The organism is Cellvibrio sp. UBA7661, from assembly GCA_002483365.1.
In the GTDB taxonomy this organism is placed as follows: Bacteria; Pseudomonadota; Gammaproteobacteria; order Pseudomonadales; family Cellvibrionaceae; genus Cellvibrio.
Genome location: DLHT01000009.1, coordinates 164425 through 191372 on the forward strand (window position 1 = coordinate 164425; position 26948 = coordinate 191372).

Annotated in this window: 22 protein-coding genes; 14 read left to right on the top strand and 8 right to left on the bottom strand. The window is 48.6% G+C overall.

Annotated features, from left to right (window positions below; translation table 11 throughout):
- The first annotated feature begins 4 nt into the window (after nucleotides 1-4).
- A complete protein-coding gene (locus B2739_RS08190; RefSeq protein WP_331345373.1) occupies nucleotides 5-187 on the top strand; it encodes a FeoB-associated Cys-rich membrane protein in 183 nt (60 codons plus the stop codon).
- Between the two features lie 41 nt (nucleotides 188-228).
- On the opposite strand, the gene B2739_RS08195 is transcribed toward B2739_RS08190, so the two are convergent.
- Nucleotides 229-1158 carry a hypothetical protein gene (locus B2739_RS08195; RefSeq protein ID WP_331345374.1) on the bottom strand — a complete coding sequence of 310 codons (930 nt, stop codon included), beginning with the start codon at nucleotides 1156-1158 and terminating at the stop codon, nucleotides 229-231.
- A gap of 181 nt (nucleotides 1159-1339) precedes the next feature.
- Here B2739_RS08195 and B2739_RS08200 point away from each other — a divergent pair, with 181 nt between their 5' ends.
- From B2739_RS08200 to eptB, 4 genes are all read left to right on the top strand, one after another.
- A complete protein-coding gene (locus B2739_RS08200) occupies nucleotides 1340-2455 on the top strand; it encodes an AI-2E family transporter (RefSeq protein ID WP_331345375.1) in 1116 nt (371 codons plus the stop codon).
- 44 nt (nucleotides 2456-2499) lie between these two features.
- The gene (locus tag B2739_RS08205) at nucleotides 2500-3120 is read left to right on the top strand and encodes an FKBP-type peptidyl-prolyl cis-trans isomerase (protein WP_331345376.1); all 621 of its coding nucleotides are present in this window, start codon (nucleotides 2500-2502) and stop codon (nucleotides 3118-3120) included.
- Nucleotides 3121-3314: 194 nt separating this feature from the next.
- Nucleotides 3315-4229: a recombination-associated protein RdgC gene (gene rdgC, locus B2739_RS08210; RefSeq protein WP_331345377.1), complete on the top strand. Its 915-nt coding sequence runs from the start codon at nucleotides 3315-3317 to the stop codon at nucleotides 4227-4229.
- A gap of 146 nt (nucleotides 4230-4375) precedes the next feature.
- A complete protein-coding gene (gene eptB, locus B2739_RS08215) occupies nucleotides 4376-6124 on the top strand; it encodes a kdo(2)-lipid A phosphoethanolamine 7''-transferase (protein WP_331345378.1) in 1749 nt (582 codons plus the stop codon).
- On the opposite strand, the gene dauA is transcribed toward eptB, so the two are convergent.
- Complete coding sequence (gene dauA / locus B2739_RS08220; protein ID WP_331345379.1) at nucleotides 6080-7807, bottom strand: C4-dicarboxylic acid transporter DauA; 1728 nt, start codon at nucleotides 7805-7807, stop codon at nucleotides 6080-6082. The genes eptB and dauA overlap by 45 nt on opposite strands.
- 188 nt (nucleotides 7808-7995) lie before the next feature.
- On the opposite strand from dauA, the gene B2739_RS08225 reads away from it, so the two are divergent.
- The gene (locus tag B2739_RS08225) at nucleotides 7996-9030 is read left to right on the top strand and encodes an FAD:protein FMN transferase (protein ID WP_331345380.1); all 1035 of its coding nucleotides are present in this window, start codon (nucleotides 7996-7998) and stop codon (nucleotides 9028-9030) included.
- A gap of 53 nt (nucleotides 9031-9083) precedes the next feature.
- Nucleotides 9084-9938 carry an endonuclease/exonuclease/phosphatase family protein gene (locus tag B2739_RS08230; RefSeq protein WP_331345381.1) on the top strand — a complete coding sequence of 285 codons (855 nt, stop codon included), beginning with the start codon at nucleotides 9084-9086 and terminating at the stop codon, nucleotides 9936-9938.
- Here the strand turns inward: B2739_RS08230 and B2739_RS08235 are convergent.
- Nucleotides 9921-10868: a LysR family transcriptional regulator gene (locus B2739_RS08235; protein ID WP_331345382.1), complete on the bottom strand. Its 948-nt coding sequence runs from the start codon at nucleotides 10866-10868 to the stop codon at nucleotides 9921-9923. The two genes, B2739_RS08230 and B2739_RS08235, sit on opposite strands and share 18 nt — an antisense overlap.
- A 119-nt stretch (nucleotides 10869-10987) precedes the next feature.
- Here B2739_RS08235 and B2739_RS08240 point away from each other — a divergent pair, with 119 nt between their 5' ends.
- Nucleotides 10988-11926 (top strand): sodium-dependent bicarbonate transport family permease, encoded by a 939-nt coding sequence (locus B2739_RS08240; RefSeq protein WP_331345383.1) that lies wholly within the window; start codon nucleotides 10988-10990, stop codon nucleotides 11924-11926.
- Nucleotides 11927-12146: 220 nt separating this feature from the next.
- Here the strand turns inward: B2739_RS08240 and B2739_RS08245 are convergent, their stop codons facing one another.
- The gene (locus B2739_RS08245) at nucleotides 12147-12440 is read right to left on the bottom strand and encodes a type II toxin-antitoxin system RelE/ParE family toxin (RefSeq protein WP_331345384.1); all 294 of its coding nucleotides are present in this window, start codon (nucleotides 12438-12440) and stop codon (nucleotides 12147-12149) included.
- Nucleotides 12437-12694 carry a type II toxin-antitoxin system Phd/YefM family antitoxin gene (locus B2739_RS08250; protein WP_331345385.1) on the bottom strand — a complete coding sequence of 86 codons (258 nt, stop codon included), beginning with the start codon at nucleotides 12692-12694 and terminating at the stop codon, nucleotides 12437-12439. The genes B2739_RS08245 and B2739_RS08250 overlap by 4 nt, the downstream gene beginning before the upstream one ends.
- Nucleotides 12695-12885: 191 nt before the next feature.
- Here B2739_RS08250 and purE point away from each other — a divergent pair, with 191 nt between their 5' ends.
- The 5 genes from purE (at nucleotide 12886) to B2739_RS08275 (ending at nucleotide 17483) form a co-directional block, all read left to right on the top strand.
- Complete coding sequence (gene purE / locus B2739_RS08255) at nucleotides 12886-13374, top strand: 5-(carboxyamino)imidazole ribonucleotide mutase (protein ID WP_331345386.1); 489 nt, start codon at nucleotides 12886-12888, stop codon at nucleotides 13372-13374.
- A 64-nt stretch (nucleotides 13375-13438) separates the two neighbouring features.
- Nucleotides 13439-14515: a 5-(carboxyamino)imidazole ribonucleotide synthase gene (purK, locus tag B2739_RS08260; RefSeq protein ID WP_331345387.1), complete on the top strand. Its 1077-nt coding sequence runs from the start codon at nucleotides 13439-13441 to the stop codon at nucleotides 14513-14515.
- A 147-nt stretch (nucleotides 14516-14662) separates the two neighbouring features.
- Nucleotides 14663-15346, top strand: a complete 684-nt coding sequence (locus B2739_RS08265) for a glutathione S-transferase family protein (RefSeq protein ID WP_331345388.1) — start codon at nucleotides 14663-14665, stop codon at nucleotides 15344-15346.
- Nucleotides 15347-15367: 21 nt separating this feature from the next.
- Entirely contained in the window at nucleotides 15368-15742 is a 375-nt protein-coding gene (locus B2739_RS08270) for a hypothetical protein (RefSeq protein ID WP_331345389.1), read from the top strand.
- A gap of 235 nt (nucleotides 15743-15977) precedes the next feature.
- Entirely contained in the window at nucleotides 15978-17483 is a 1506-nt protein-coding gene (locus B2739_RS08275; RefSeq protein WP_331345390.1) for a methyl-accepting chemotaxis protein, read from the top strand.
- Nucleotides 17484-17682: 199 nt separating this feature from the next.
- Here B2739_RS08275 and B2739_RS08280 read toward each other — a convergent pair whose 3' ends face one another.
- Nucleotides 17683-19410 carry a phosphate ABC transporter substrate-binding/OmpA family protein gene (locus B2739_RS08280; RefSeq protein WP_331345391.1) on the bottom strand — a complete coding sequence of 576 codons (1728 nt, stop codon included), beginning with the start codon at nucleotides 19408-19410 and terminating at the stop codon, nucleotides 17683-17685.
- Between the two features lie 292 nt (nucleotides 19411-19702).
- Here B2739_RS08280 and chrA point away from each other — a divergent pair, with 292 nt between their 5' ends.
- Entirely contained in the window at nucleotides 19703-21058 is a 1356-nt protein-coding gene (gene chrA, locus B2739_RS08285) for a chromate efflux transporter (protein ID WP_331345416.1), read from the top strand.
- Nucleotides 21059-21110: 52 nt separating this feature from the next.
- On the opposite strand, the gene B2739_RS08290 is transcribed toward chrA, so the two are convergent.
- Both B2739_RS08290 and B2739_RS08295 read right to left on the bottom strand, forming a co-directional pair.
- Nucleotides 21111-23606, bottom strand: coding sequence for a glycoside hydrolase family 95 protein (locus B2739_RS08290; protein WP_331345392.1), 2496 nt, complete (start codon nucleotides 23604-23606; stop codon nucleotides 21111-21113).
- Nucleotides 23607-23678: 72 nt separating this feature from the next.
- Nucleotides 23679-26888 carry a glycoside hydrolase family 3 N-terminal domain-containing protein gene (locus B2739_RS08295; protein ID WP_331345393.1) on the bottom strand — a complete coding sequence of 1070 codons (3210 nt, stop codon included), beginning with the start codon at nucleotides 26886-26888 and terminating at the stop codon, nucleotides 23679-23681.
- Nucleotides 26889-26948: the final 60 nt, after the last annotated feature.

Sequence of the window (26948 nt, forward strand, 5' to 3'; positions counted from 1 at the left end):
AGCTATGAATGATCTCCCCTGGCAAGAAATGATCGTCGGCATATGCGTTCTAACCGCCGTGATTTTCCTGATCCGCCGCTGGATTTTCCCCTCCACCAAAAAATCCGCCGCCTGTGGCGGATGTGGCGGCTGCGATAAAACCAGCGACGCTAGCTGCAGCAATCACGCTGAAAAAACACCGCATTAATCCCCTTCTCGCCGTGTATTCGGCACATGCTGTTGCGCGATTTATCGCGCAACAGCATGCTCTGGTTTTACTTCAGATTTACTTATCCCGTTTAAATCAACCCAATAACGCGGGTTATCGACCGGTGTTTCGTCGGGTAGCGACGGATTTTCCAGGCGCAGGATTTTCCGCCGTTGGAGTTTTTCCAAACCGGTGTTGATTCTGGGGTGATTATAAAAAAACTGGTCAAACTTCCCGTTGTCGATCAGGGTTTCCAAACCCGATTCAATTCGTTTGGCAAGCGCTTCATTGTCTTTATTGACGAAGTAGTACATAGCCGTCGGGTAATACAGCAGCAGATTTTTCTCGACCACCAAATTCTTCTCATTGCGCTGCATTAACTCAAACCAAGCTTCTGAAATCCCTCGCGGAAAATAATCAAACCGGCGTGCGCTTAACATGCGAAACAATGACTCTGTTGTTTCGCTGGTGGTCACACGCAATCCATTGTGCAGCATGATGTCAGTGTCCGGCCAATGGGTGCCCTGGCCTGCAAGCAATCGGGCAAGATCCGTGAGCCCGGTGACATTATCAAAACGTGCCTGCTCACCTTTGCGGATCAATAACACGCGGTATCCAAACAAGCCTTTGAATAAGGGGATACGGATGGGGCGCATCTGCTGCTCGCGCGTTTTATCGGTCATGGTCCAAATGACGAAATTGCGCTTATCGTTTTGCAGGAGGTGGATCCAGCGAGCCTGGGAGTAATCGCGGTCAGAAAATACAATGTCGACCACTTCATTTTCAGCTTTACTGGCATTCAGCGCCATGTTCAGCAGCTCAGTAAAATAATCGACCGGCTCTTCAAGCTTGGTGCCCTGTACCCGCACAGGAATATGAATTTTTCCGTCGCCGCTGGTTTGGGCCAATACCGGGACACACGCAACGGAGCATAGCAATAGCCACACCCCCAAGTGCATCTTTACGCCCACGAAACAAACCGGTATTTGCATGAAGCCCGACAACCTGAAAAAGACAGTTATTGTTTTTCAGCATAGAAGATAGTGTCTGATTTGACGAATGACTATTTTCCAAGGCGCGACGGATGACACCCTCGGGACGCTACCGTATAGTCAGCAGCCATTTGTTTTGATCTTACGAAGGATAAGCGCCATGCAACAAAAATTGGAAACACGCACGTTTTTGCTGTTTTTATTAATTGTCTCCGTGGGCTTTTTGATGATTCTGAAGCCCTTTTTCGGAACGATTTTTTGGGCTTGCGCCATCACTATCATTTTCTTCCCGTTACAACAGCGGCTATTGAAACGCCTGAACGGGCGCACCAATACAGTTTCCCTGCTGACCCTGACGGCCTGCATTGTAATTGTAGTCTTACCCGTTACCGTCCTGGTTAGCTCTGTTGTAGCCGAAGGTGCCGATTTTTACAAAAAACTGGAATCCGGTGAGGTGAACCCCGCCCAATATATCGAGCAGGTGCGCACTGCCTTCCCTGCTATACAACAAGCGGCCGAGCGTTTTGGTATCGATGTCGCCAAAGTTAAAGAGGGCGTATTGAACGCCAGTATGAGCAGTGGCAAGTGGCTGGCACAAAATGCCCTGAGCATCGGCCAAAACACCTTCAAACTGCTGTTGAATATCTGCCTGATGTTGTACCTGACGTTTTTCTTATTGCGCGATGGTCAGCGCTTGCTGGAATTGCTGATCCGTGCACTTCCCTTGGGCGATGCACGCGAGCGTATGTTGTTCGCCAAGTTTGGCGAAGTCACCCGCGCGACCATCAAGGGCAATCTGGTGATCGCCATCATCCAGGGCACGCTGGGGGGGCTGATCCTATGGGCATTGGGAATCCCCGGTGCGCTGTTGTGGGGGGTGGTGATGGGTATGTTTTCACTGATTCCCGCGATCGGCCCAGCCATTGTCTGGATACCGGTTGCGATTTATCTGTTTGCGACCGGTGACAATATCAAAGGCATTATTCTGGTTGCCTTTGGTGCCGGTGTTATTGGTTTGGTAGATAACATCCTGCGCCCTATTTTGGTCGGGCGCGATACCAAAATGCCAGACTACATCGTACTGCTGTCTACCTTGGGGGGCTTGGCGCTTTTCGGTATTAACGGCTTTATCATTGGACCTTTGGTCGCGGCACTGTTTATGGCGTTTTGGGGTATTTTTATCCGTGAGATGCATGTTATCGCACCTGACGATGACACTATCGAGCAAGATTTACCGTCTGCATCGAATGAACCCGACAAGGATTCTGCGGCCTGATCTGCTAGACTGCGCGGCCTTATTTATCCTTTGGAATTTGAGTTATGTCTAATCAGTACAAGACGAATGAAGAACTGGTGAGCTACGGCATTGGCCGTCAAATGGGCGATCAATTGGCCAGCAATCCATTTGAAGGCGTATCGGCAGCAGCTGTGGCGCAAGGTGTTATGGATGCACTGAACAGTGTTGAGATGCCATACAGCAACGAGCAAATGCAAGCAGCGTTTGAGGCAATCAACGCCCAAATGCAGGCGAAAGAAGCTGAAAAGAGCAAAGTGTTGGCCGCTGCTGGCGAAGCGTTTCTGGCTGAGAATGCGAAGAAAGCAGGCATCACTGTGACCGCATCTGGCTTGCAATATGAAGTGATCACCCAGGGTACTGGCGCGATTCCAACGGCAACCTCTAAAGTGAAAACCCACTATCACGGTACCTTGATTGACGGGACTGTGTTCGATTCGTCTGTAAATCGCGGTCAACCAATCGATTTCCCGGTAAACGGTGTTATCGCTGGCTGGACTGAAGCACTTCAACTGATGCCAGTCGGTTCCAAGTACCGCTTGTACATCCCGCACAACCTCGCTTACGGTGAGCGCGGCGCAGGTGCCAGTATCAAGCCTTACTCAGCGCTGATTTTTGATGTTGAGTTGATTGATATTGTTGGTTAATTTCAGTTTGAAATAACCACCAGCATGGGTTTCGGTGTGACCTTTTTCGACACGCCGTAAACCCATCCATGGGGGCTCGAATGCGGCATCCATGCCGCATACGGTCTTAAAGATCACACCGAGTCCCATGCTTCATCGCCGCCAAGTAATTCGCCTCCTCTTATATAAAAACCTATTCTGTTGTTGGATTTTTCATGTGGTTTAAAAATTTACGTTTGTATCGCCTGACCGAAGAGTGGACTATTTCTGCTGAAGAATTAAATGAGAAGCTCGCTGAATTTTGCTTTAACCCCTGCGGCAGCCTCGACCCTTTGCGTTACGGTTTTGAATTTCCGCTTGGCCGTCACGGCAGTGAATTTGTGCACGTGACCAATGGTTACATTATGGTCTGCGCCAAAAAGCAGGAAAAAATCCTGCCCGGCGGAGTAATTAAAGAAGCACTGGAAGAAAAAGTGCTCGCCATTAGCGAAGCGGAATCTCGCCCCGTTAGCCGCAAAGAGCGCGATACCTTGAAAGACGAAATTATTTTCTCGCTATTACCCAAAGCCTTTACCCGCTCATCGCTGGATTACGCCTACATAGCACCGCAAGAAAAACTGATTGTGGTGAACTCATCATCAGCCAAACGCGCGGAAGATTTACTCAGTAAGTTACGTGAGGCTCTTGGTAGTTTGCGCTGCTTGCCTATCGCCCCCAAAAATATTCCCACCCAGGTGATGACCCATTGGCTGCGTGAAAGCCAGGCTCCGCACCAGTTTGAATTGGGCGAAGAAGTTGAGCTGCAAGCCGCTAAAGATGGTCGCGTCATCCGTTGTAAAAAACAGGATTTAACCGCAAGTGAGATCCGCAACCATTTGGAAAGCGGAATGCACGTGAGCAAGATTGCGTTGGTATGGAAAGAATCCATCAGCTGCGTGATTGACGACCAACTGGCGATCAAACGCGTGAAATTTGAAGATGTCATCAGCGATAAAGCTAACGAACGCAACCCGGAGAGCAAAGCCGAACAATTTGACGCGGACTTTGCGATTATGGCGCTTGAACTGAAGAACTTTATTCAGGCACTATTGGCTGCGTTTGGTGGTGAAGATGATTCACTGCACGAATAATAATTATCCAGAAAAACCGGGAGCTGTTCTCTGTAAGGCGAATTTAAGTTTGACTTAATCTACGCCTGATAACCTCACAAGGATTAGCGCTTCACTGAAGCCTGTTACACGTAATAAGCAACTATTGATCTTTGTGGATAATAATAATGAAATCCCTACCCTGTTTAAGCCAGCGGCAGATGTCGCTGGCACTAAGCCTCTACATAGGTCTCGCACTCAACAGTGCTAATCTGATACGCAATGCCATGGCAGGTGGCGGATTAGAGATCACCTCTGCGTTGCTCTCCGCCATTGCATTGGTGGGGTTTTGTTATCTGCTTATCAGCGCCTTCAGCCTGTTTGGCCAAACCCTTTACAAAACACTCGCCAGTTTTACCCTGCTTGTCTCTGCTGCCGCCAGTTATTACATGATTTTTTTCAACGTGGTGATTGGCTATGGTGTGATTGTTTCCACCCTCACGCTGGATACTGATTTAAACGGTGAAGCACTCGGCCACGAATTTTTTCTATGGTGGGCACTCACCGGGATTGTACCGGTAGTGCTGTTGAGGTGTACGCCGCTCTCAACCAGTGTGTATCAGCGGATGCGCGGTATTAAACACATGCCGCCCGAATATCTTTCTCCCAACTATTCTTCTTTCAAATACTATGCCCGCCGCAGTATTCCGATTCTGTGTTGTTTGCTGGCAGTGAATCTTTGTATAAAAACCATTGTTCATCTCACTGAAAATCAGGCGCGTAAAAATAATCAATATACTGCGAGCATTGGTGGTGTGATTGCGCACTCTTATTTACCCACAAATTGGATTGCCAGCCTCGCCATTTACGCACACCAATTGAGCAAAGAAGATAAGAGCAATAAAGAATTATTTGACCCCAGCAAGCATTTCACTTACCAACCACCAAGCACACTCAATGATTTATTTGTCGTGTTTGTGATTGGTGAAACAACGCGCTGGGATCATATGGGTTTATTTGGCTATGAGCGCAATACAACACCCTTGTTATCACAAGAGCCCAATCTGATTGCTTTGCGCGGAACCTCTTGCGATACCGCTACCAAACTGTCATTGCGCTGTATGTTTGTGCGTGAAAACGGCACCGCAGACGACGATCAACGCACGCTCAAAGAGCGTAATGTTTTCGCAGTGATGCGCAAATTAGGTTTCACTTCGGAATTATTTGGTATGCAAAGTGAGGCCTGGTTTTATTCCAGTCTGGATGCCAACAGTTATGAAATCCGTGAAGTCATTGCCTCGGAATATGCCCATAGCAAACGTCCAATCGACGATATGCTGCTGGTAGACCAGTTGGAAAAATCCATCAACAAATATTCACAGGGAAAACATCTGGTCGTGCTGCATACCAAAGGCTCACATCATTTGTATAGCCAGCGTTATACCCGCGAGTTTGCGCGTTTTACACCGGAATGCATGGATATAGACGACACCTGTAGCCGCGAGCAGTTGGTCAACTCATTTGATAACACAGTGCTTTATGTGGATCACATGCTGAAAACAGTGTTCGACAAATTGCGTGATAAAAATGCGCTGGTGTTTTATGTGCCCGACCACGGTGAATCTATTGATGAAAACAGTCACTTCCATGCAACCCCGAAAGAGCTGGCTCCGCCTGAACAATTCCGCGTGCCGTTTTTGGTATGGACATCGGACAAGTTCATCGCGCAACCGCAGAACCAACAACTCATCGCCAATTTGAAAAAGCGCGAAGACCACAACTTCCTGCCACACCATGAACAAATTTTCGATAGCCTGCTCGGATGCATTGGCTATTCATCGCCCGATGGCGGGATTAAAACGCAGAACAATTGGTGTAGTGACAACCCAACATCAATGGCCTTCGACAACCACCCGGCGAGCCTCAGCCAACGTTAAATAAAAACGCAGTACGCCTTTGATCGGTTTGATATTGGCGCGCGCAAGTGTTATCAGCGGCTGTTTGGGAATGTCTGTCAGGATTAATTCCGTATTATTTTTTTCGCATTTGGCGATTAATTTTTCCAGCGCCGACAAGCCGCCCGCATCCAATAGCGAAACTTCTTTTAATGAAAGGATAATATGCTGCTGCTCGGTACACAGCGTTGAAAGCTCACCAAAAACACGATCAGCTGCTGCAAAAAACAATGGCCCGCTAATGCTGAATGCGCGCCAGTGTTCGGGTAAAGGTTTATCATCCACTCGCCCTGTATCGGTCACATCATCCACATGGGTCATAGCGGCAATTTCTTTCATAAACAAGAGTGCTGCAAGCACAATGCCCGCGGTAATCGCGATCACCATGTCAAACAATACTGTTAAGGCAAAACAGGTAATAAATACCCAGATATCACCACGCGGCGCGGTTTTGATTAAATGTGCAGCCTTGTGTGCCTCGCTCATTCCCCAAGCGACCATTACCAACAGCGCCGCCATCGCCGGCATAGGCAAGTACGCCAGTAGCGGTGCGAGCGCTACCAAACCGAGCAACACCACCAGCGCATGGATCATTCCCGCCACTGGCGATTCTGCGCCAGCTTTAATACTCGCAGCCGAGCGCGCAAGTGCTGCTGTTGCAGTAATGCCACCAAAAAAAGGCGTGATTATATTGGCGATCCCCTGCCCCAATAACTCGCTATTAGCACTGTGACGTTTGCCGGACATGCCATCCAACACCACCGCACACAATAACGATTCAATCGCACCGAGCATGGCAATTGCAAAAGCAGCCGCAAGCAAATCTTGAAACACATGCAGATTCCATTGAATGGATTCGCCATTGGCACCGGTCTGTAACCAGGGCCATTCAAATTGCGGTAACTGCGGTGGAATACCAGCGCCGTTAGTGCCATCGGCCAAGGTGTAAGAAAAACGCGAGCCAATCGTATCCACTGCAAAACCGGATTGATTCAACAATAACGCGACCAGAGTGCCCACAATCAACGCAGGCAAATGCGGAGGGACTGGCAGTTTTAATAACGGCCATAACAACATGACGGCAAGTGTCGCGGCGGCGACAATAAAACTGGGCCAATAAAAATCCGGCAAACTTTCTACTAACAATACAAGTTTTTCCAGATAGTGTTCAGGCATATCCGCCAATTGCAAACCAAAAAAATCTTTGATCTGCAAAGTCGCAATCACCACTGCAATCCCTGCAGTAAACCCAAGCGTTACCGCCTCGGGAATATATTCAATCAATCGCCCCAGTCGCAGCAGCGCCATCACTACTAAAATACCACCGGCCATCACACTCGCGACCAGCAAACCTCCCAATCCGTATTGCTGTGCGATGGGATAGAGAATCACCACAAACGCTGCCGTAGGTCCGGAGATACTAAAGCGCGAACCGCCAAGCAGTGGAATTAAAAAACCGGCAATGATGGCTGTATACAAACCGTATTGCGGTGGCACTCCGCTGGCGATGGCAAGCGCCATAGCAAGCGGAATCGCAATAATGCCCACGGTAATACCCGCCAATAAATCACGCGTAAAACGCGATGCACTGTATTTTTCAACAACACAGGCCTCACGCAGGGCATGGGCAATCCGTAGGGAGAATAAATGGGCGCGATGGGGCATAAACCAATCCAAATAATATGGGCTCAATGAATGCGAGTAAAACACCAAGCAGTATCTGAGCCAGAAAATGGCCGTGGTGACAAAAACACAAAAGCGGCTTATCCAAACAGTCTATCTATAGTCTAGCAAGCTATAATGCCGCCCTGTTTGTTTTGGATCACTTACTTTGACTTGAGAGACGTATAACCATGAGCCTGATGTATCGCGGCCTGATAGGCGCACTCTGTGCACTGACCATTGCCTGTAGCAAAACGCCGGAGCTGAGTAAAATTTCCGGCTATGCGCAAGGCACTACCTACAACCTCACATTTGAGTTGCCTGCGGCTGCAACGGCCGATATGGCCACGATAGAAAAAGCTGTGAACGATGAACTGGAGCGCATGGACTTGGCACTATCCAATTATCGCGATGATTCCAAAATCGAAATGTTTAACGCACAACAAACCACCGATGTGTTGGAGGCCGATGCAGAATTGGTGTCATTGGTCGAGACTGCGCGCGTGATCCATCGCGCAAGCCATGGCTGTTACGACCTCACCATTAAACCCCTGTTTGATTTATGGGGCTTTAAAAAAGACGAATTCACACCGCCAAGCGATGCAGCACTTGCAGAGACCATGGCGATTATCGGGCTGGATAATCTTGAAACGGTAGATGCCACCCATTTGCGCAAAAAAATTCCCACCTTGCGAATTGATGTTTCATCCATCGGTCAAGGCTATGCCGTAGGGCAAATCGCTAAAGTGTTGGAGCAATACGGCATAGAAAATTATTTGGTAGAAATCGGCGGTGAATTAAAAATCAATGGCAAAAAACCCAACGGCGAGCCTTGGAAAATTGCGATGGAAAAACCGCTGCCAAATGAACGTAAGATGCACAAAATCGCGAGCTTCAATAGCGGCGCACCTATGGCATTGATGGCATCGGGCACTTACCGTCACTACTTTGATAGTAACGGCAAACGCTACAGCCATATTTTGGATGCGCGCACCGGAAAACCAGTTGAACACAACACTGTTTCGGTTGCCATTCTCCACCCCGACCCGACGACTGCCGATGCCTGGTCTACTGCACTTTTGTGCATGGGGAGCAGTGAAGGATTGCAAGTTGCCAATGATAATAATCTGGCCGTGTTGTTTATCGACCAACAAGGTGATGAGTTAATTGAGTCACAAAGTCAGGCGATGAATGACATGAAAGATGTGAGCCTGAAGCAGCCATAAACTATAGTGATGATCTCACCGATCGCCTGATTGTTTACATACGGGGACAACCAATGAAATACCTTGCAGCCAGTTTATTGTTATGCGTTTTTTCCATCAGCTTTCATGCACACAGCCAAACACTGGACGTGATGAGCTACAACGTTCGCTGCGGCGCGTGTGAAGCAGCAGAAAACCCGAACAATTGGAAAAAGCGTAAATATCTGGTTGCGCATTTGATTAAAACGCACAACCCGGATGTGATTGGCCTGCAAGAAGCAGAGTTATATCAAGTGGAAGATCTGGTAGAGATGCTCGATGAATATTCATGGATAGGTGTAGGGCGCGATGATGGCAGGGACAAAGGTGAAACCACTGCCATTTTATTCCGCACGGCGCGCCTCAGTTTACAGAGCCAGAAAACACTCTGGCTTTCGCAAACACCGCAACAACCTTCGCGCGGTTGGGATGCCACTTACAGACGCACACTCACCATTGCGCAATTATTCGATAAAACCAGTAAAAACGCGTTCGCTATTTTTAATGCCCATTTTGATAACGAAGGCGAAACCGCACGGCAGGAAAGCGCAAAACTGTTACAAGCAGAGATTGCAAAAATAGATGCGCAAACCGCAGTGATTGTCACCGGCGATTTCAACAGCAAAGCGGATTCAAAAACCTATGAAATTCTGAGCAGCTTTTTGGCAGATGCTGAAAAAATTTCCTCAACACCGGCCACTGGTGGCAATAAAACGTTCAATGGATTTGGTGAAAATACCGAAACCGATAATAAAATCGATTTCATTTTTGTTTCAAAACCGCTCAAGGTATTGAGCCATGTGGTAGATACCACACGCTATAACTCGCTCTATCCATCTGACCACTACCCTCTCATTATACGCGCCGAAAAATCAGTGGCTGCCGAGTAAAATGGAAAGCTCATTGCGGATATATTTTTCTTCCACCCACTGATCCAGGTGGGTGTTCATAAAATCAATAAAATTGGAGGCGGCAGCAGGGAGACGGCGGTCGCCATGACGCACCAAATACCAGTGACTAATGAGTGGAAAATCCTGCACCTTGATAATCGCCACTTTGGCATTCGCCTGCGCCAGAGTATGTTCTGATAACACCGCCAACCCCAAACCGGTTTCCACGCTCATCCGGATCACTTCATTACTTTCAATCTGCAAAGTCTTATGCAGTTGAATGTTGTGTTCCCGCAGCCAATTTTCAAACATCATGCGCGTTGCACTGCCCGGTTCGCGCATTAAAAAACGCTCGCCCGCCAGCTCTGAAAACTGCACACTTTTTTTCTGTGCAGCCCAATGGTTTAACGGCGCAATCAACACCAAAGGGTTACGCAAAAACCGGCCACTCACCACATGATCGCCCGTGGGTGGATGGCTGAATAAATACAAATCATCCAACTGGTTCTGAAAGCGCTGCAATACGCTGCCACGGTTGCCGATATTAAATGTCACATCCACCGCGGGATATTGCTGTGCATAGGGGCTGAGCAAACGCGGCAATACATATTGCGCTGTAGTCACTACACCAATCCTGAAATGCCCCTTGCGCCCAAGGGCGGCGTCACTCAAAAAACTGTCAAAATCTTCAAAGCGCGTAAGCGCATCCAGCGAGGCGTGATACAACTCCTGCCCGACAAATGTCGGTTGATAGTGCCCATCGCGCACCTCCAACAGCACATCGCCTACCGCCTCGGTCAAGCGCTTGATTTGCAGGGAGACAGTCGGCTGGGTGAGGTGCAACTGTGCCGCCGCTTGCGAAATAGACCCGGTGCGGACTACCGCGATATAGACCTGTAACAGCCTGAATGTCAGATGGCGAATATTCATATCAACCCCCTTTTGCCAACAATATAGATAATTATCAATAATAATTTTTACAAACATTAATTATCATCTATTTATTTGAATCGCCACAATAAGCACTAGATCCCCGACTGGAGTTTGTTATGCCCGATATCATTGTCATGTTTTTCCTGCTCGGCGTTATCGCCGGTGTCGCCAAATCTGACCTGAAAGTCCCCAAAGCCGCTTACGACACCCTGAGCATCCTGCTCATGCTAACCCTTGGTCTGAAAGGTGGCCTCGCGCTGCATGGCAATGTGCATTGGCAGTTATTGCCAGAAGTGATTACGGTCATCCTGCTTGGCATCGCCATTCCGCTCGCGCTCTACCCGCTGTTGCGTAAATGGATTCAACTCAGCAGCGCCAATAGCGCCAGTATCGCCGCGCACTACGGCTCAGCCAGCGCCGGTACCTTTGCCGTAGCGCTTGCGTTTGCCGAAGCCAATAACCTCAGCATCGCCCCGCAGACCACACTCTATCTGGTGCTGCTGGAGTTGCCGGCGATAGTGGTGGGAATCCTGCTTTACAAAAAAGCGACAGGCAGTGGCGCGAGCATGAAAGGCATTTGGCATGAGGCGCTCACCAGCCGCGGAGTCGTGTTGCTGACCGGTGGAGTCATCATCGGCTACCTTTACGGCCCCGACGCCAGCAAAGAGATAGCCCCGTTATTTCTCGGCGCGTTTAAAGCGTTACTTGCATTATTTTTGCTGGAAATGGGCGTGTGCGCCTCGCGTCATTTAGCACCTTTCCCCTTGCACCATTGGAAACTGGTCAGCTTCGCGCTCATCGCCCCATTTGGGCTGGCGATGGTTGGCATAAGCGCAGGTATCGCCCTTGGCTTACCGCAAGGCAGCGTGTTGATCCTCGCCGCACTTACCGCCAGTGCCTCTTATATTGCAGCACCCGCCGCAATCCAGGCCGCCATTAAAGAAGCCGATGTCGGCCTCGCAATTTTTGCAGCGCTGGGCGTGACTTTTCCGTTAAATGTGTTGCTGGGGATTCCGGTTTATCACTGGATGGTGGGAGTGATGAGCGGGGTGTAAAAATTGTTAGCCGCAGGTTGGGCAGCAATGCCCAACTTGTTTTTGTGAAGAACATATTTTTGGATGGAGTCAAAACCTAGAGCATGACTGCCCTGCGTATTCAAACCATTATTTTTGAAAGCCAACAAAGCCTTTCGAAGCTGAGGTGCCAGCCTTTTCCATGAGGAAGCGGTTATGCAGCCGCGAAAGTTATAACTGACATCCAAATATCCTAGGCGGGTTAAAAATACCGCACTACATCCACACTCGTATGCAACACCCGCACAATCGTGATTCCGTCTTTTTGCAACACATAAAAAAGCAAATGGCTTTGATAAGGAAAGCTGCGCAGTCCTTGCGACAACTCCTCGCGCTCAGCTCCCAGCAGAGGATTATCCGCAAGTATTTGGGCAAGTACCTCCAAGTCATCTATGTAATTGTGCGACTGTGCTGCACCCCAGCGCTGGACAGTGAAATCGATAATGGCCTCCAAATCCTTTTCGGCTTGCTCCGTGAAATAAAAGGTGGCCATCATTTCACTCGCTGACGTAGACGCTCAAGCACAGTATTTCCGCTTGTGATGCGACCAGCGTCTAAATCCGCAATACCCTGCTGAATCTGTGCTTTAAGCTGCGCGGTTTTGTGTGCGGCAAGCTGCTCGTATTCGGCATAGGAGAGCATCACCGCTACTGGCTTTCCATTTTTGTTAATGCCAACGGGCGCACTTTGTACTTTTAAGAGAAGGTCACCAAATTCGCGCTTGGCATCACTTGCAGTTAGGGTTTCCATAACAGATCCTCACATTGATCATTTTGATTAATTTAATCATTTTGCTCACTTTATCCAGTTGCTCACCTAGCAGTCAAGGCTAGTAAAAGAATGCATTCGGCATACCTCTGCCATCATGCTAAGATGCGCGCCTTTTTTCCGATTCCGGCTCACATTTTGAGCAAACATTCATTCAGATTCAGGCAAGCGTTATGGCTAGAAAAGTTGCGGTGATTATGGGCTCCAAGAGTGATTGGGCCACTATGCAGGCGGCGGTAGAAATACTGGAGCAGATGGGTGTTGAGTACCATACTGAGGTGGTGTCTGCGCACCGCACCCCGCAAAAACTCACTGAATTTGCCGAGTCAGCGGTTGAGAATGGTTATGCGGTCATTATCGCCGGTGCTGGTGGCGCGGCGCATTTGCCGGGTATGGTTGCTGCACATACACGTTTGCCTGTGCTGGGTGTTCCCGTACAAAGCAAGGCGCTGAGCGGAATCGATAGTCTTTATTCTATTGTGCAGATGCCAAAAGGCGTCGCGGTTGGCACCCTGGCAATTGGCGTGGCGGGTGCATTTAACGCCGGTTTGCTGGCTTGCCAGATTCTGGCGGTGACCGATCCGGCACTGGCGATCAAGATCGAGCAATTCCGCCACGACCAGACCCAAGCGGTTTTGGATAATCCAGACCCTAGAGATTAAGAGCGCGCGATCAATAATCCCACAATCAATTATTTGTCATTGGTTTTAGTGTTTGAGGTTTGGCATGAGTCAACGTATTTGGGTTTTAGGTGCAGGCCAATTAGGCGCGATGTTAAAACACGCCGGTATGCCGTTGGCGCTGGATGTATGCCCGGTCGACATCAATGAAGCAACCGCTCCCGCATTGGCCCCCACTGATTTGGTGACTGCCGAGCGCGAGCAATGGCCGGAAACATTAGTGACCCATGCGCTTGCCGAACACCCTCGTTTTATCAACCAAAACGTCTTTGGCCGCTTGGCTGACCGCAAAACCCAAAAAGAATTGATCGATTCACTCGGCATTGTCACTGCTCCCTGGCGCAACGTGTGTAACGACATCACCGCCAACGAATTGCGCGATCAACTGGGCGAGCGTGTGCTGCTGAAGCGCCGCACCGGTGGTTACGATGGCCGCGGCCAACACTGGCTGCGCACCGATGATGATCAAGTGCCCGATGACTGGCAGGGTGAAGCCATTGCCGAGCAGGCGATCAATTTTGATGAAGAAGTATCGCTGGTGGGCGTGCGCAACCAACAAGGTGAATGCGTGTTTTATCCACTCACATTGAACCTGCATTTGAATGGCATTCTCTACGCGTCGGTTGCGCCACTCGCGCGCTTGCAACCCCTGCAAGCACAAGCGGAAGACATGCTGGGTAAAATTTTAAATGCGCTTGAATACGTGGGCGTTATGGCGATGGAAACCTTCCGCGTGGGCGATCAATTATTGATTAACGAATTGGCACCGCGCGTACACAATTCCGGCCACTGGACACAGGCCGGGGCAAGCATCAGCCAATTTGAATATCACCTGCGCGCCGTCGCCAATATGGCAACACCCCAACCGCAAGTGATTGGCCATAACGTGATGATCAATTTGATCGGCACTGACTACAATCCACAATGGCGCGATCTGCCTTGCGCGCGCGTCTATTGGTATGGGAAAGAGGTGCGTGCTGGCCGCAAAGTGGGGCACATCAATATTGTGAGCAATAACATCACTGAAGTGCGCGAAACGCTGGTGTTACTGGGTGATTTATTGCCTGCCGATTATTATCGCGAGGCAATTGATTGGAGCCTGGACGCAATCGCTTCACTGTAATGATAAAAGCCAGCCTTGCGCTGGCTTTTTGTTAGCGCGTCTTTTTGTTAGCAATGGTTAATGTTTCGGGTTTGCGCACGCATTTGTGTTAATTTTTTACGCATCATCCACCAGCAACAAGACCGCATCACACAAGGAGTTTGCCCGATGTTCACCCTGCATATTGCCAACAAAAATTACTCATCCTGGTCACTGCGCCCATGGGTATTGATGCGCACACTGAATATTCCGTTTGAGGAGCAAATACATCCCTTGGATGCAGGCGGCAGTTGGAATTCGTATCGCCATTTTTCACCCAATGGCCGAGTCCCCTGTTTGCAGGATGGTGCTCAAACGGTGTGGGATTCGCTCGCGATTGTTGAATATCTTGCGGAAACCTATCCGCAAGTCTGGCCAGAAGATAAAGCTGCTCGCGCGTGGGCTCGCTCCGCCAGTGCCGAAATGCACTCGGGTTTTCAAACCCTGCGCAATACCTGTGGCATGAGCTGCGGCCACCGCATTCAATTACATGCGATCAGCGCTGGTCTTGAACGGGATATCCAGCGTATTAACGAATTGTGGAACCAAGGTTTGCAAACTTTCGGCGGGCCATTTTTAGCGGGCGCACATTTCACCGCAGTAGATGCTTTTTTTGCTCCGGTCGCCTTTCGTTTCCAGACCTATGGATTGCCATTAACCGGACCAGCACAGGATTATTTAACACGCTTGCTTAATATACCTGCGATGCAAGACTGGTATGCCAGCGGCTTAAAAGAAACCTGGCGCGAACCGGAACACGAGCAAGAGATTCTTGCGGCAGGAAAACTGCTTGCCGATTTACGTAATAAATAGCTATTGGAGTTGTAGTAACCAATGAATATCGATGTAAAAGTCACACCGCACGGCGATTATCTTCATGTAGAAGTGCGCGGTATTGGCAACTATGAAAATGCCGTCGCATTCTGGCAACAAGTAGCAGACGCCTGTGAAGCGCACCAATGTTTTAAAGTGTTAGGTGAGCAGTATTTACTTGACTCCGTTACCACTCTGGAAGCGTTTGATCACCCCAGTATTTTTAAAAAAGTAGGCATTACCACCAAGTACAAATTTGCATGGGTGGATAAAAACCCCCGCACCCGCGAAACCACGCAATTTGTGTATGACGTACTCGCCAGTCGCTCGATTAGCTTTGGCAAAATGTTTAACGACATCAACCTCGCCAAAGAGTGGCTGCTCAGCAAAGGCTGATCAGCACTCGCTAATCGGTCACTTGGCAGAGTAGTTCCACTCCTCGCTCCCCCCTCCCGTTTTTGACAAATATCCTCTTGCTGACTAAGGTTCATATCAACTCTTCTTTACCAAGCAGAGCGGCTGTCGAATAACAATAGATTTAAAACCCTGTGACAAATCAACAGGCATACGCCATTTGCTATGCACAACCACTGCACCCCCATGAGAGTGGAACAACAATAAGGAGTTAGATATGTTCAACAACACAAAAGTCGCAGCACGCCTTGCCATTTTGGCGGGCGCACTGGTTACACTCATGATTGTGATCGGTGGTTTTGGAATAAAGGGAATGAACGATGCAAACCAGGGCATGCGCACTGTTTATCTTGACCGGGTTGAACCCATGCGCGACTTGAAAGATGTCATCGACAATTTTGCACTCATTCTGGTCGATGTCCCGCAAAAAACCGTCAAAGGTTTAATCACTCCGCAAGAAGCTCTGAAAATCACCAACGAAACCCTGCCAGCGACCGACAAAATTTGGGAGTATTACCTCACCACTTATTTGTTGGATGAAGAAAAAAGACTAATCAAACAAGCCACACCATTAATTGATCGCACACACGCACAATTGGCTGATTTACAAGCCTGGTATGCAAACGGAAATATCGATGCAATCAACCAATTCACCCAAACAGGCATCTACCCTATTTTTGATCCACTGAATGAAGTATTCACTGCACTGAATAAATTCCAGGTACAAATTGCCAAACAAGAATACGACCGATCCACCCAACGTTATGAGAGCACCTTGATGCTGAACAGCATCATTATTATCAGCAGTATTATTATTGCGATTATTTTGAGCTTTCTCATCGCACGCAGTTTACTTACCCAATTAGGTGGCGAACCCAATTACACCGCTGATGTTATTTACCGGATCGCACAAGGTGATTTATCGGTGAATGTAGAGACCAAAGCAAAAGACCAAAGCAGTATTTTGTTTGCCATTCGCCAAATGGTCTCACGCCTGTCAGAAATTATTGGCGATGTACGTTCAACTGCCGATTCACTTTCATCGGCATCAGAAGAAGTCAGCTCAACTGCACAATCACTTAGCCAGGCAGCAACCCAACAAGCAGCGAGCATTGAAGAAACCAGTGCGGCCATGGAAGAAATTACAGCGTCTATCGGCCAGAATAATGACAACGCAAAAGTCACCGATAACATTGCCAGTAAAAGCGCAATGGAAGCCAAGCAAGGAGGAGATGCCGTTAAAAATACCGTTGATGCAATGCGTAAAATTGCACAGAAAATTAGTATGATTGATGACATTGCCTACCAAACCAATTTGCTTGCGCTAAACGCTGCGATTGAGGCGGGGCGAGCAGGTGAACACGGGCGCGGTTTTGCAGTAGTAGCCAGTGAAGTACGCAAATTAGCAGGGCGCAGCCAAACCGCTGCAAAAGAAATTGGTGAGTTGGCGGGCAGCTCGGTAAAGTTGGCTGAAAGCGCGGGCGAATTACTGGACACCATAGTCCCCGAGATCCGTAAAACCGCTGATTTAGTACAAGAAATTTCTGCTGCCAGCGATGAGCAAACATCAGGGGCAAACCAAATTACTATCGCAATTTCCCAAATCAGTATTGCCACCCAACAAAATTCTTCATCGGCGGAAGAGCTTTATTCCACAGCAGAAGAACTCACCAGTCAGGCATTACAACTGCAACAAATGATGGAATTTTTCAAAACGAAATAGCCCTACTTTCACCCCAGCCTTTTGCCCTCACCCCCAGCCCCTCTCCCAGAGGGAGAGGGGAGCGAAATGCATAGCTCCCTCTCCTTCTGGGAGTAGGACGCGAAATTCATAACTCCCTCTCCTTCTGGGAGTAGGAAGCGAAATGCATAACTCCCTCTCCCTCTGGGAGAGGGCCGGGGTGAGGGACTGGGGTGATGGATTACAAAATCCACACTTCAACACGTCGGTTCATCCTGCGCCCTTCTTCTGATTTACTGCTCGCCAATGGCGCTGCCTCTCCCATACCGCGCGCAACCAGCGGGTAAATTCCGCGCGCAATTAAATGCTGCTCTACCACTTGGGCGCGGCGCAATGACAATTCAAGATTTTGTGCTTTATCGCCTTCGCTGTCGGAAAACCCAAACAACTGAACGCGTCTGGGCGAATTCACTTCAACATATTTCACCAAACGGTCAAGGTCAGATATGCCCTTGGTATCCAGTTCATCACTGCCATCCTTAAAGCGGAAATTAATCGATAAACGCTGGGAGCGTGCCGTCAAACTGCGCATTTCTTCGGGATAAAAATTATTGTTAAACGGCTGACCCGTTTTAATATTTTGCGATACCAACCCTATGTCTTCCACAATACTTTGCCCGCGTTCAGTTGCACTGAATTTCACAAACTCTTCCGCCTCATTACTGATATTTTTTTGCGGCAAATAAAAATATAACCGGCGCGACAGCGGATAGTCTTCGGTACTGACAGTAAAGTGAGTTGGTAAAATAGGCTTGGAGTTTTTCGTCGTCGATATTGCCAATAATTTTGCACGGCGCACATAAGGCAAGCCAATAAATCCGATCGCACCTTCATCTTTGGCTACCGAATCTGATAACTCGGTACTCGATTCAAAGCGCTTTGCAGTGAGCGCCAAACTCGCTGAGGAAGAATCCAGCACCATACTTTTAAACGAATCCCATGTGCCGGAATTTTCATCGCGTGCATAAAGTGTAATGGGCAAATCATTTCCACCCACTTCAGACCAATTGGTAATGTCACCGGAAAATATTTTTACCAACTGCGGAATTGACAACTGACCGAGCGGGTTTTTGCTATTCACAACTATCGCCAAACCATCGAGCCCAATAATATGCTCACTGCCGGGTTCGGTTAAATCGCCATTCTTGGCAAGTAGTAGCTCGCGCTCCTGCTCTTTGATACGGCGCGATGACATACCCAATTCCGCGTTGCCCTGTAACAAATCGGTAAACGCCGTGCTTGAACCATGCGCATGTATTTCAATAAATTCAATGCGCCCATTGAGCTGTGCCGTTACCGCTTTTTCGGTGGGAGTCCTGCCTTGTTCGGTTTTAATATCCGTTGCACCGCGAGCCATTAAATAGGATTCAACCAAGCGCGGCGTTAATTTTTCGCCCACGGTATTTGAACCATGCACACGAAATAACGGCTTGCCTGCACGCACTAAGGGTGTACCTGGAACATAGACGGGTGCAGTGGGTGTCACTGCGGATTTCACCCGCGTTTCAGTGATTGCTTGCAGCACAAATACTTCACCGGCATCCAAAGGCAAAAAAGACCGCAACAAATAGCCGCCAAGAATGAGCAACAGCGAGCACGCAACCGCAGAGAGTGTATTTAATTTAATGCCGCCGCGCGTTTTTTTGCGCGGTTTGAATTCATCACCGGTGTGGGTGGCGGTGACTATGGCATCTTCCATTTGCCGCACTTCCCACACCAATTGGGTCAGCTCATCGTTATTTGCAGATAAGGCCTTTTCCAACAACTCGGTGCGATATTCTTCATCCTTCAACACCATATTTAACGGGATGTGCATTTTTAAATGGGCTTCGCACAACCGTTTTAAATTCCATAATTTATCAACCAAGGCGACGTTGTAATGCATGTGTTTATGGGATTTAGGGGACATAGACATTCTCTGCAGGCCATCAAACAATGATTGGCGATTGCATTGCGCAACACGCGAACCGATAAAGGCCTGCACTATATGACGAGAATATGACAACGCAGTTACATGCGCGGAGCGCAGCCGACAACCACGTTTTCAGCTTCAGGCGCAGAAAATTTGTCTGTATCATGCCGCTTTATGACAAAACGATTGCAAGACGTTTTATGCAAAACATTTACATATACATCTTACGAAGGCTCTTACACAAGGCTTCTAAATGCATACAACACCTGAAATAAATACAACGCCTGAAATGAATAGATCGCCTGCCGCTGGCAGCCCCCCTAATGTCAATCTATGGCAAGCGATCAAATTTTGGTTGAAATTGGGTTTTATCAGTTTTGGCGGACCCGCTGGGCAAATCGCTATCATGCATCAGGAATTAGTAGAGCAGCGCCGTTGGATTTCAGAAAAACGTTTTCTGCATGCACTCAACTACTGCATGTTGTTGCCCGGGCCAGAGGCACAACAACTGGCTACCTATATTGGCTGGTTAATGCACCGAACCAGGGGCGGTGTTATTGCCGGATTATTATTTATATTGCCTTCACTGTTGATTCTGATACTGCTGTCCTGGTTGTATATCGCCTATGGGCATCTGACATTAATTGCAGGTATTTTTTACGGCATAAAACCAGCGGTTGCAGCGATTGTGGTGCAAGCCGCGCACCGGATTGGCTCGCGCAGTTTAAAAAATAATTGGCTGTGGGGAATTGCCGCCGCTGCGTTTATCGCAATCTTTGCATTGCATGTTCCCTTTCCCGTTATTGTTTTAGCAGCGGGCATTATTGGCTGGTTAGGGGGGAAATTTGCACCGCATTTATTTAACGCCAGCGCAAAGCACCAAGCCAATCAAAAAAATTATGGCCCAGCTATTATCGATGACGAAACCCCCACGCCTGAACATGCAAAATTCCGCACCAATCATTTAATTGCCATTATCGGTTGCGGATTATTGTTATGGATAATTCCCATGTTGTTATTAGGCACCCTGTTTGGCTGGCAACATGGCTTCACCCAAATGGCCTGGTTTTTTACCACGGCTGCACTGCTGACATTTGGTGGCGCTTATGCAGTGTTGCCCTATGTTTATCAAGGTGCAGTTACCCACTACCAATGGCTCACCCCTGCGCAAATGATGGACGGCCTGGCGCTGGGTGAAACAACACCCGGCCCGCTGATTATGGTGGTTGCTTTTGTTGGATTTGTAGGTGCCTATAGCCAGCAATTTATGGGCGGTGAATCATTATTTGTGGCGGGAGCAGTCGCGGCAACACTGGTCACCTGGTTTACGTTTTTACCTTCGTTTATTTTTATTCTTGCCGGTGGTCCTTTGGTGGAATCCACCCAAAGCAATATGCATTTCACCGCACCGCTCACCGCCATTACCGCAGCGGTTGTTGGTGTAATTCTTAACCTCGCTTTATTCTTTGCGTATCACACACTTTGGCCGCAGGGCGTTGAATCCGGTTGGTTGGTGCAATTGGATTGGCTTGCTCTGGCAATCGGTGTGATTGCCAGTGCGCTGTTATTTTATTGGAAAATGGGCATCATCCGGGTATTGGGAATTTGCGCATTGCTTGGTGTTGTCGCAAAAATGTTCCTGTAAAAATATCGCGGTAACGATATTTCAGCAACAAGATTGCAGTAACAACAATAGTTTAATTTCCCCACACATAATCGCGCCCGGCTTGTGTAGCAATATCCACCAAGTAGGAATTATCCAGGCTGAGTGCAGGTATTGTTTTGCCAGTGTGTTTGAGCGGTTGCTTAATCTGCGCTTGTTTATAAAACGGATTCGGATTTTTCTTTGCGCCCGTCACTTTTTTTACCTTGAACGCAGTGACGAGTGGCAAAGGAGAATGGGTACGCAAACGCAAATTACCACCCAGGCGCGAATGGATTTTCAGCTGGCTGATCTGGCCGTTTGCCCAACGCATATCCACCACAAAACCGCCGCGCATGACCAACCCTTTTACTTCACCCTGCGGCCAACCCTGTGGCAATGCAGGCAATAAATGCACTGCACCGTCGTGGCTTTGCGCCAGCATTTCTGCCATACCCGAGGTGAAACCAAAATTGCCATCAATTTGAAACGGCGGATGCGCATCAAACATATTCGGATAAGTGCCACCACTTTCGTTCACACTGCCATCCAGCGTGAGTGCCGGTTTGATTTGGTCGCGCATTAGTTTAAACGCGCGGTCACCATCCAATAAGCGCGCCCACAAATTGATTTTCCAATTCATAGACCATCCAGTCGAAGGATCACCGCGCTGTTCCATACTCACACGCGCAGCGCTGAATAACTCTGGCGAGCGAATGGGCGATATTTGGTTGCTCGGATAAAGGCCATACAAGTGTGAGACATGGCGATGCTGGTCTTGCGGATTATCCCAATCTTCCAGCCATTCTTGCAGCTGGTGATATTGTCCAATTTGCATTGGCGGTAAACGCGAGAGGATTTTTTCCCAAATGGCGATTTGTTTTTTATCTTCAACCAGTTTTTTATCTTCACTTAAAATACGCGCAGCAGCGATGGTATTGCTGAATAAATCAAACAGCAGCTGGTTATCCATGGTGACACCGGCGGCAATTTTGGTGCCCGACGCTTTGGCTTCATTTTCCGGCGACATAGAAGGCGAAACGATCAGCCACTTTTTGTCGGGCGATTCAATTAAAAAATCTTCAAAAAATGTGGCGGCAGATTTCATTACCGGATACACATCCGCCAGATAATCTTTATCGCCCGTGTACAAATATTTTTCCCACAGGTGTTGGCTCAACCAGGCATTACTCGTTGGCCATGAACCCCAGGTGTAATCTACGCCGCCGGTAATACGCCAAATATCGGTATTGTGGTGTGCCATCCAACCGCGCGCGCCATACATTTTTTTAGCGCTCTCTTGCCCGGTAATCGCCAACTCTTTGGTCATTGTAATCAGCGGTTCATGCAGTTCACTTAAATTGGTAACTTCTGCAGGCCAGTAATTCATTTCAGCATTAATGTTGAGTGTGTATTTACTGTCCCACGGCGGATCTTGCCGATGATTCCATAAGCCTTGCAAATTCGCAGGTTGGCCACCGGGTTGTGATGATGAAATTAATAAGTAACGACCAAACTGAAAATACAGCGCCGCCAATTCCGGATCATAACGCGTTGCAAATAAATGGATGCGTTGGTCAGTGCTTTCATTGGCGAATGCACTCTTACCCAAATCAAGACTGACGCGATTAAAATACTGTTGATAAAAATGGCTGTGCACCTGTTTGCGGGCAGCATATTGATTATTATCAAACTGTGATGCTGCCTGCGCTAAAAAGCCACGTGCACGCGCCATCGCATTTGCACTGATATCGTTATACTTTACAAAATTGGTCGCCATCGAAATCAGGATAATCGCAGAGTCTGCATTACTGACCTCGATACGCTGATCGCGCTGAACAATGGTTCCACCATGTGCACTAACATTCATGAGCGATGCCAGTTTGACTTGCCCTTTAATGCCTTCGTGATCAGATGACTGCACCTGCATCGCAAGAGTATTGGCATTTTCTTGCGTAAAAACAGGATGGGAAGGATGTGTTAAGTGTGCACTGAAATTTAGCTGCGCAGGTTTACTCGCGCTTAATTTTACCACTACCACCTGATCCACAAACGAACTGAATACTTCGCGGGTAAACACAACATCGTTCACTTGATAGCGCGTAGTCACAACCGCGCTGCTAATATCCAGCTCGCGGTAATAATGGCTGTAGTGTTGATGCGCAGGAAATTCCAAGTGCAAATTCCCGGCGGTTTGGTAAGGCATGCCATGAGCACCCTGGCTGGTAATTGTTTTTGCCGCAAGCGCCTCCGCTGCTTTGTGTTCGCCTGCCGCAATCAAACGGCGAATTTCCGGTAATGCCTGCAACGCAGCAGGATTGAGATTGTTATGAGGGCCACCCGCCCAAAACGTATTTTCATTTAATTGGATGCTGTCATTGGCGGGATTGCCATACACCATTGCACCCAAGCGCCCGTTGCCCAACGGCAGTGCTTCCTCCCACACGCTGGCGGGCTGGTTATACCAAAGGCGGTGAGGTTGATCGGCAACTGCATGGATATTGATGCAGAGTAACAGCAGGGTAAATGTCAGGATTCTAATCACATGCATGCTCCGTAAAAAAAATCGGCGCACAAAGCGCCGATCTGTATGTTTAAATCAATATCAATGTTTTAAGCAATCTCACTTGAGCAGTTTTTGCAAATGTGGCTCAAGTGCTTCTGCCCAGAGTGCATAACCTTTTTCGTTGGGATGCAACAAATCCGGCATGATCTCTTTTGGCAGAACCCCGTCTTTAGTTAAGAACACAGAGTTGATGTCGGCAAAGAAGATCTTTTTGTTGTCCGCATAATTTTTGATAATCGCATTCACACCGTTATTGATTTGGCGTAAATGACCGTCAGGTTTTTCGTCGCGCGGGAACACGGCCAACAATAAAATTTTTGACTCAGGCAAACGCTGCTGTAGTTCGCCCAACAAATTTTTAATACCGGCGGCAGTCGTAGCCGGGTTTTCCTGGCGATGGCCGGTGTTGTTGGTGCCGATCATCATGACCACTAGCTTGGGCGACATATTCTCTACTGCGCCGTGCTGCAAACGCCAGAGCACATTTTCAGTGCGGTCGCCGCCAAAGCCAATCGCAAAAGCGTTGCGTTTGGCGTAGTGCTGTTGCCACACAGTTGCGCCTTCTTTTTCCCAGCCTTGGGTAATAGAGTCACCGATAAACAGCAAATCAATTTTTCCGCCATTAGCTTTAATCGCTTTGGCGTCAGCCAATTTTTGTTCGTGACGCGGCAACCACCAATCAATTGACCACCACTCATTTAACATGCCGGGCGTAACCGATACGGTTTTGTAATCCGGGCAGCTCGCCAAGGTGACATCTTTCGGTGTTTGGATAAGCAATTGCACATTGGCAACCGCCACTTCACCTGCACCACCCACTTCCAAGGCAAATGGCATAGTGGTCGCACTGAAGTTATCGCTCTCTTGTTTAAAGCAGCTCAGCGGTACATAAATTTTTTGCCAGCCTTTGCCAATTAATTCGCGCGCGGCCATAGTGAACGGCACCACGCGGTCACAGCCTTCTTTTTGGCATTCCATTTTGAAAGACACGCCGCCTTTGGCCAGCTCATTAATTTTTAAATCCAATGCCAACACGCCGGTGTTCATGTGAACCGATACATTTAACGGCTCACCGGATTCCAACGTCATACCTGCGCGCCAGGTGTCTTTCCAGGTAAAGACCAAGGCGTCTTCCTGCACGTCTTTATCGGCGGTTTGTACTTTTACATCGCCTTTTGGCAGTGCTGCAAAGGCACCACTTAAAATTTGTTGGCGCTCGTAATTTTCAATAAAGATATGCCACGGCTCCAGTGGGCGACGCACATATAAATTAATATTTTGCGGCTCGCCACTGGCAACGCCTGCTACGTTTTCCGGCAGGGTTTTCAAGTTGGATTTGCCAGACTGATAACTCAGACCGTAGCCTAATTTAAACAGCGGATCATATTTTTTATGATGTTTATTGAGCACATCTTGCAGTGGCAATTTTGGCCAGGAGAATGACAGCTTGCCGGTAAAATCCGCATTGGGTTTGCCATCGGCTTTTGCAATTAATACATCCGCCACACCTGCACCTTCCGAACCGGGAAGCCATGCCGCCACAAATGCATCAGATGCGTTTAATTCCGGATTCACCCACATTGGGCGGCCTGATAAAAATACCGATACCACCGGAATATTTTGCGTCTGCAATTTTTTCAGCAGTGCGAGACTCTTTTTGTTAGCGGGTTCGAATTCCAATGTATCGCGATCGCCGCTGCCTTCGGCGTAAGGATTTTCACCAAATACTACTATGGCCACATCCGGTTTTTGGGTAAATGTTCCATCGACTGATAAAGTGGTTTTTCCGCCTGCTGCATCGACTGCGGATTTAATACCGGCATAAATAGAAGTCGCACCGGGGAAACGGAAATTTTCTTTGGCATCGGCAACACCTTGCCACCACAGGCTCCAACCACCAGCTTGTTTACCAATATTGTCTGCGCCATCGCCCGCCACCAAAATGGTTTTGGTTGGGTTAATCGGCAACACCTTGTTGTTGTTTTTTAACAGCACCAAACTTTCGCGCACTGCTTGGCGGGCAATCGCGCGATGCTCTGCACTGCCCACGACCGATGCATCGCCCGCATAAGCGCGCTCGGACGGTTTTTTATCCCACAAATTCGCGCGCATTTTCACGCGCAGAATTCTACGCACAGCATCATCCAAACGCGCTTGGGAAATTTCGCCGGATTTCACTTGCTTGAGCGTGTTGTCGATCATCGCTTTCCAATCATGCGTCACCATCAGCAAATCAATACCGGCATTGATGGCCTGCGCGCAGGAATCATTCGTGCAACCCGGTACCTGCCCATGGCCATTCCAGTCGCCGACAACAAGACCATCAAAACCCATGCGATTTTTTAATACATCGGTGAGCAAATATTTATTGCCGTGCATTTTCTCGCCGTTCCATTCGCTGAAACTGGCCATCACCGTTTGCACACCCGCATTGAGTGCGGGCATATAACCGGCGTTGTGAATTTTTATTAATTCTTTTTCGGAAATGCGCGCGTTGCCCTGATCATCGCCACCATCGGTGCCGCCGTCGGCAAGGAAATGTTTTGCGGTAGCAATCACGCGGTCACCCGCTAAAAATTCCGCGCTATTCACTTTGCCTTGCAAGCCTTCCACCATCGCCGTTGCATATTCGGCAACCAGTTTGGGATCTTCCGAATAACTTTCGTAAGTGCGCCCCCAGCGGTCATTTTGCGCAACCGCGAGTGTGGGCGCGAACACCCACTCGGTGCCGGTTGCACGTACTTCCTTGGCCGTGGCCGCACCAATTTGACGAATCAAATCGGGATTGTGCATTGCGCCCAAGCCCATGTTGTGCGGGAACAGTGTTGCGCCGGTTAAATTGTTGTGGCCGTGAACGGCATCGGTGCCCCAGAAAATCGGAATGGCTTGTTTGCCAACGCTGGTATCCATGGAGGCGATGTAGAGCGCATCCAGAAATTCCACCCAATCACTTGGCTTGGCATTGTCGATACGGTTGGGCATGGAGCCACCGCCATTTAATACCGAACCCAGGTGATATTTTTTAATATCCTCGGGCGTCACGGTTTGGATTTCCGCCTGCATGATCTGCCCGACTTTTTCTTCAAGCGTCATTTTTTGCAAAATCGATTCGAGCTTTGCATTAAATTCCGCCGAGTCTTTAATGGGCGCTTCGGCCTTTGGCCAGAGTTTGATATTGGTGTTCTGCTCTGCCAACACAGGCGTGTGGCCAGCCATAAGCGCCGCGGCAATCAGGCCGATACCGGCCAACCGATGGAGTCTGTTCATGGGCGTTGTCTCTGTAGTGGTAAATAACTCTTCTTGTGGGTGATTCTCTGTCTTGTGGGT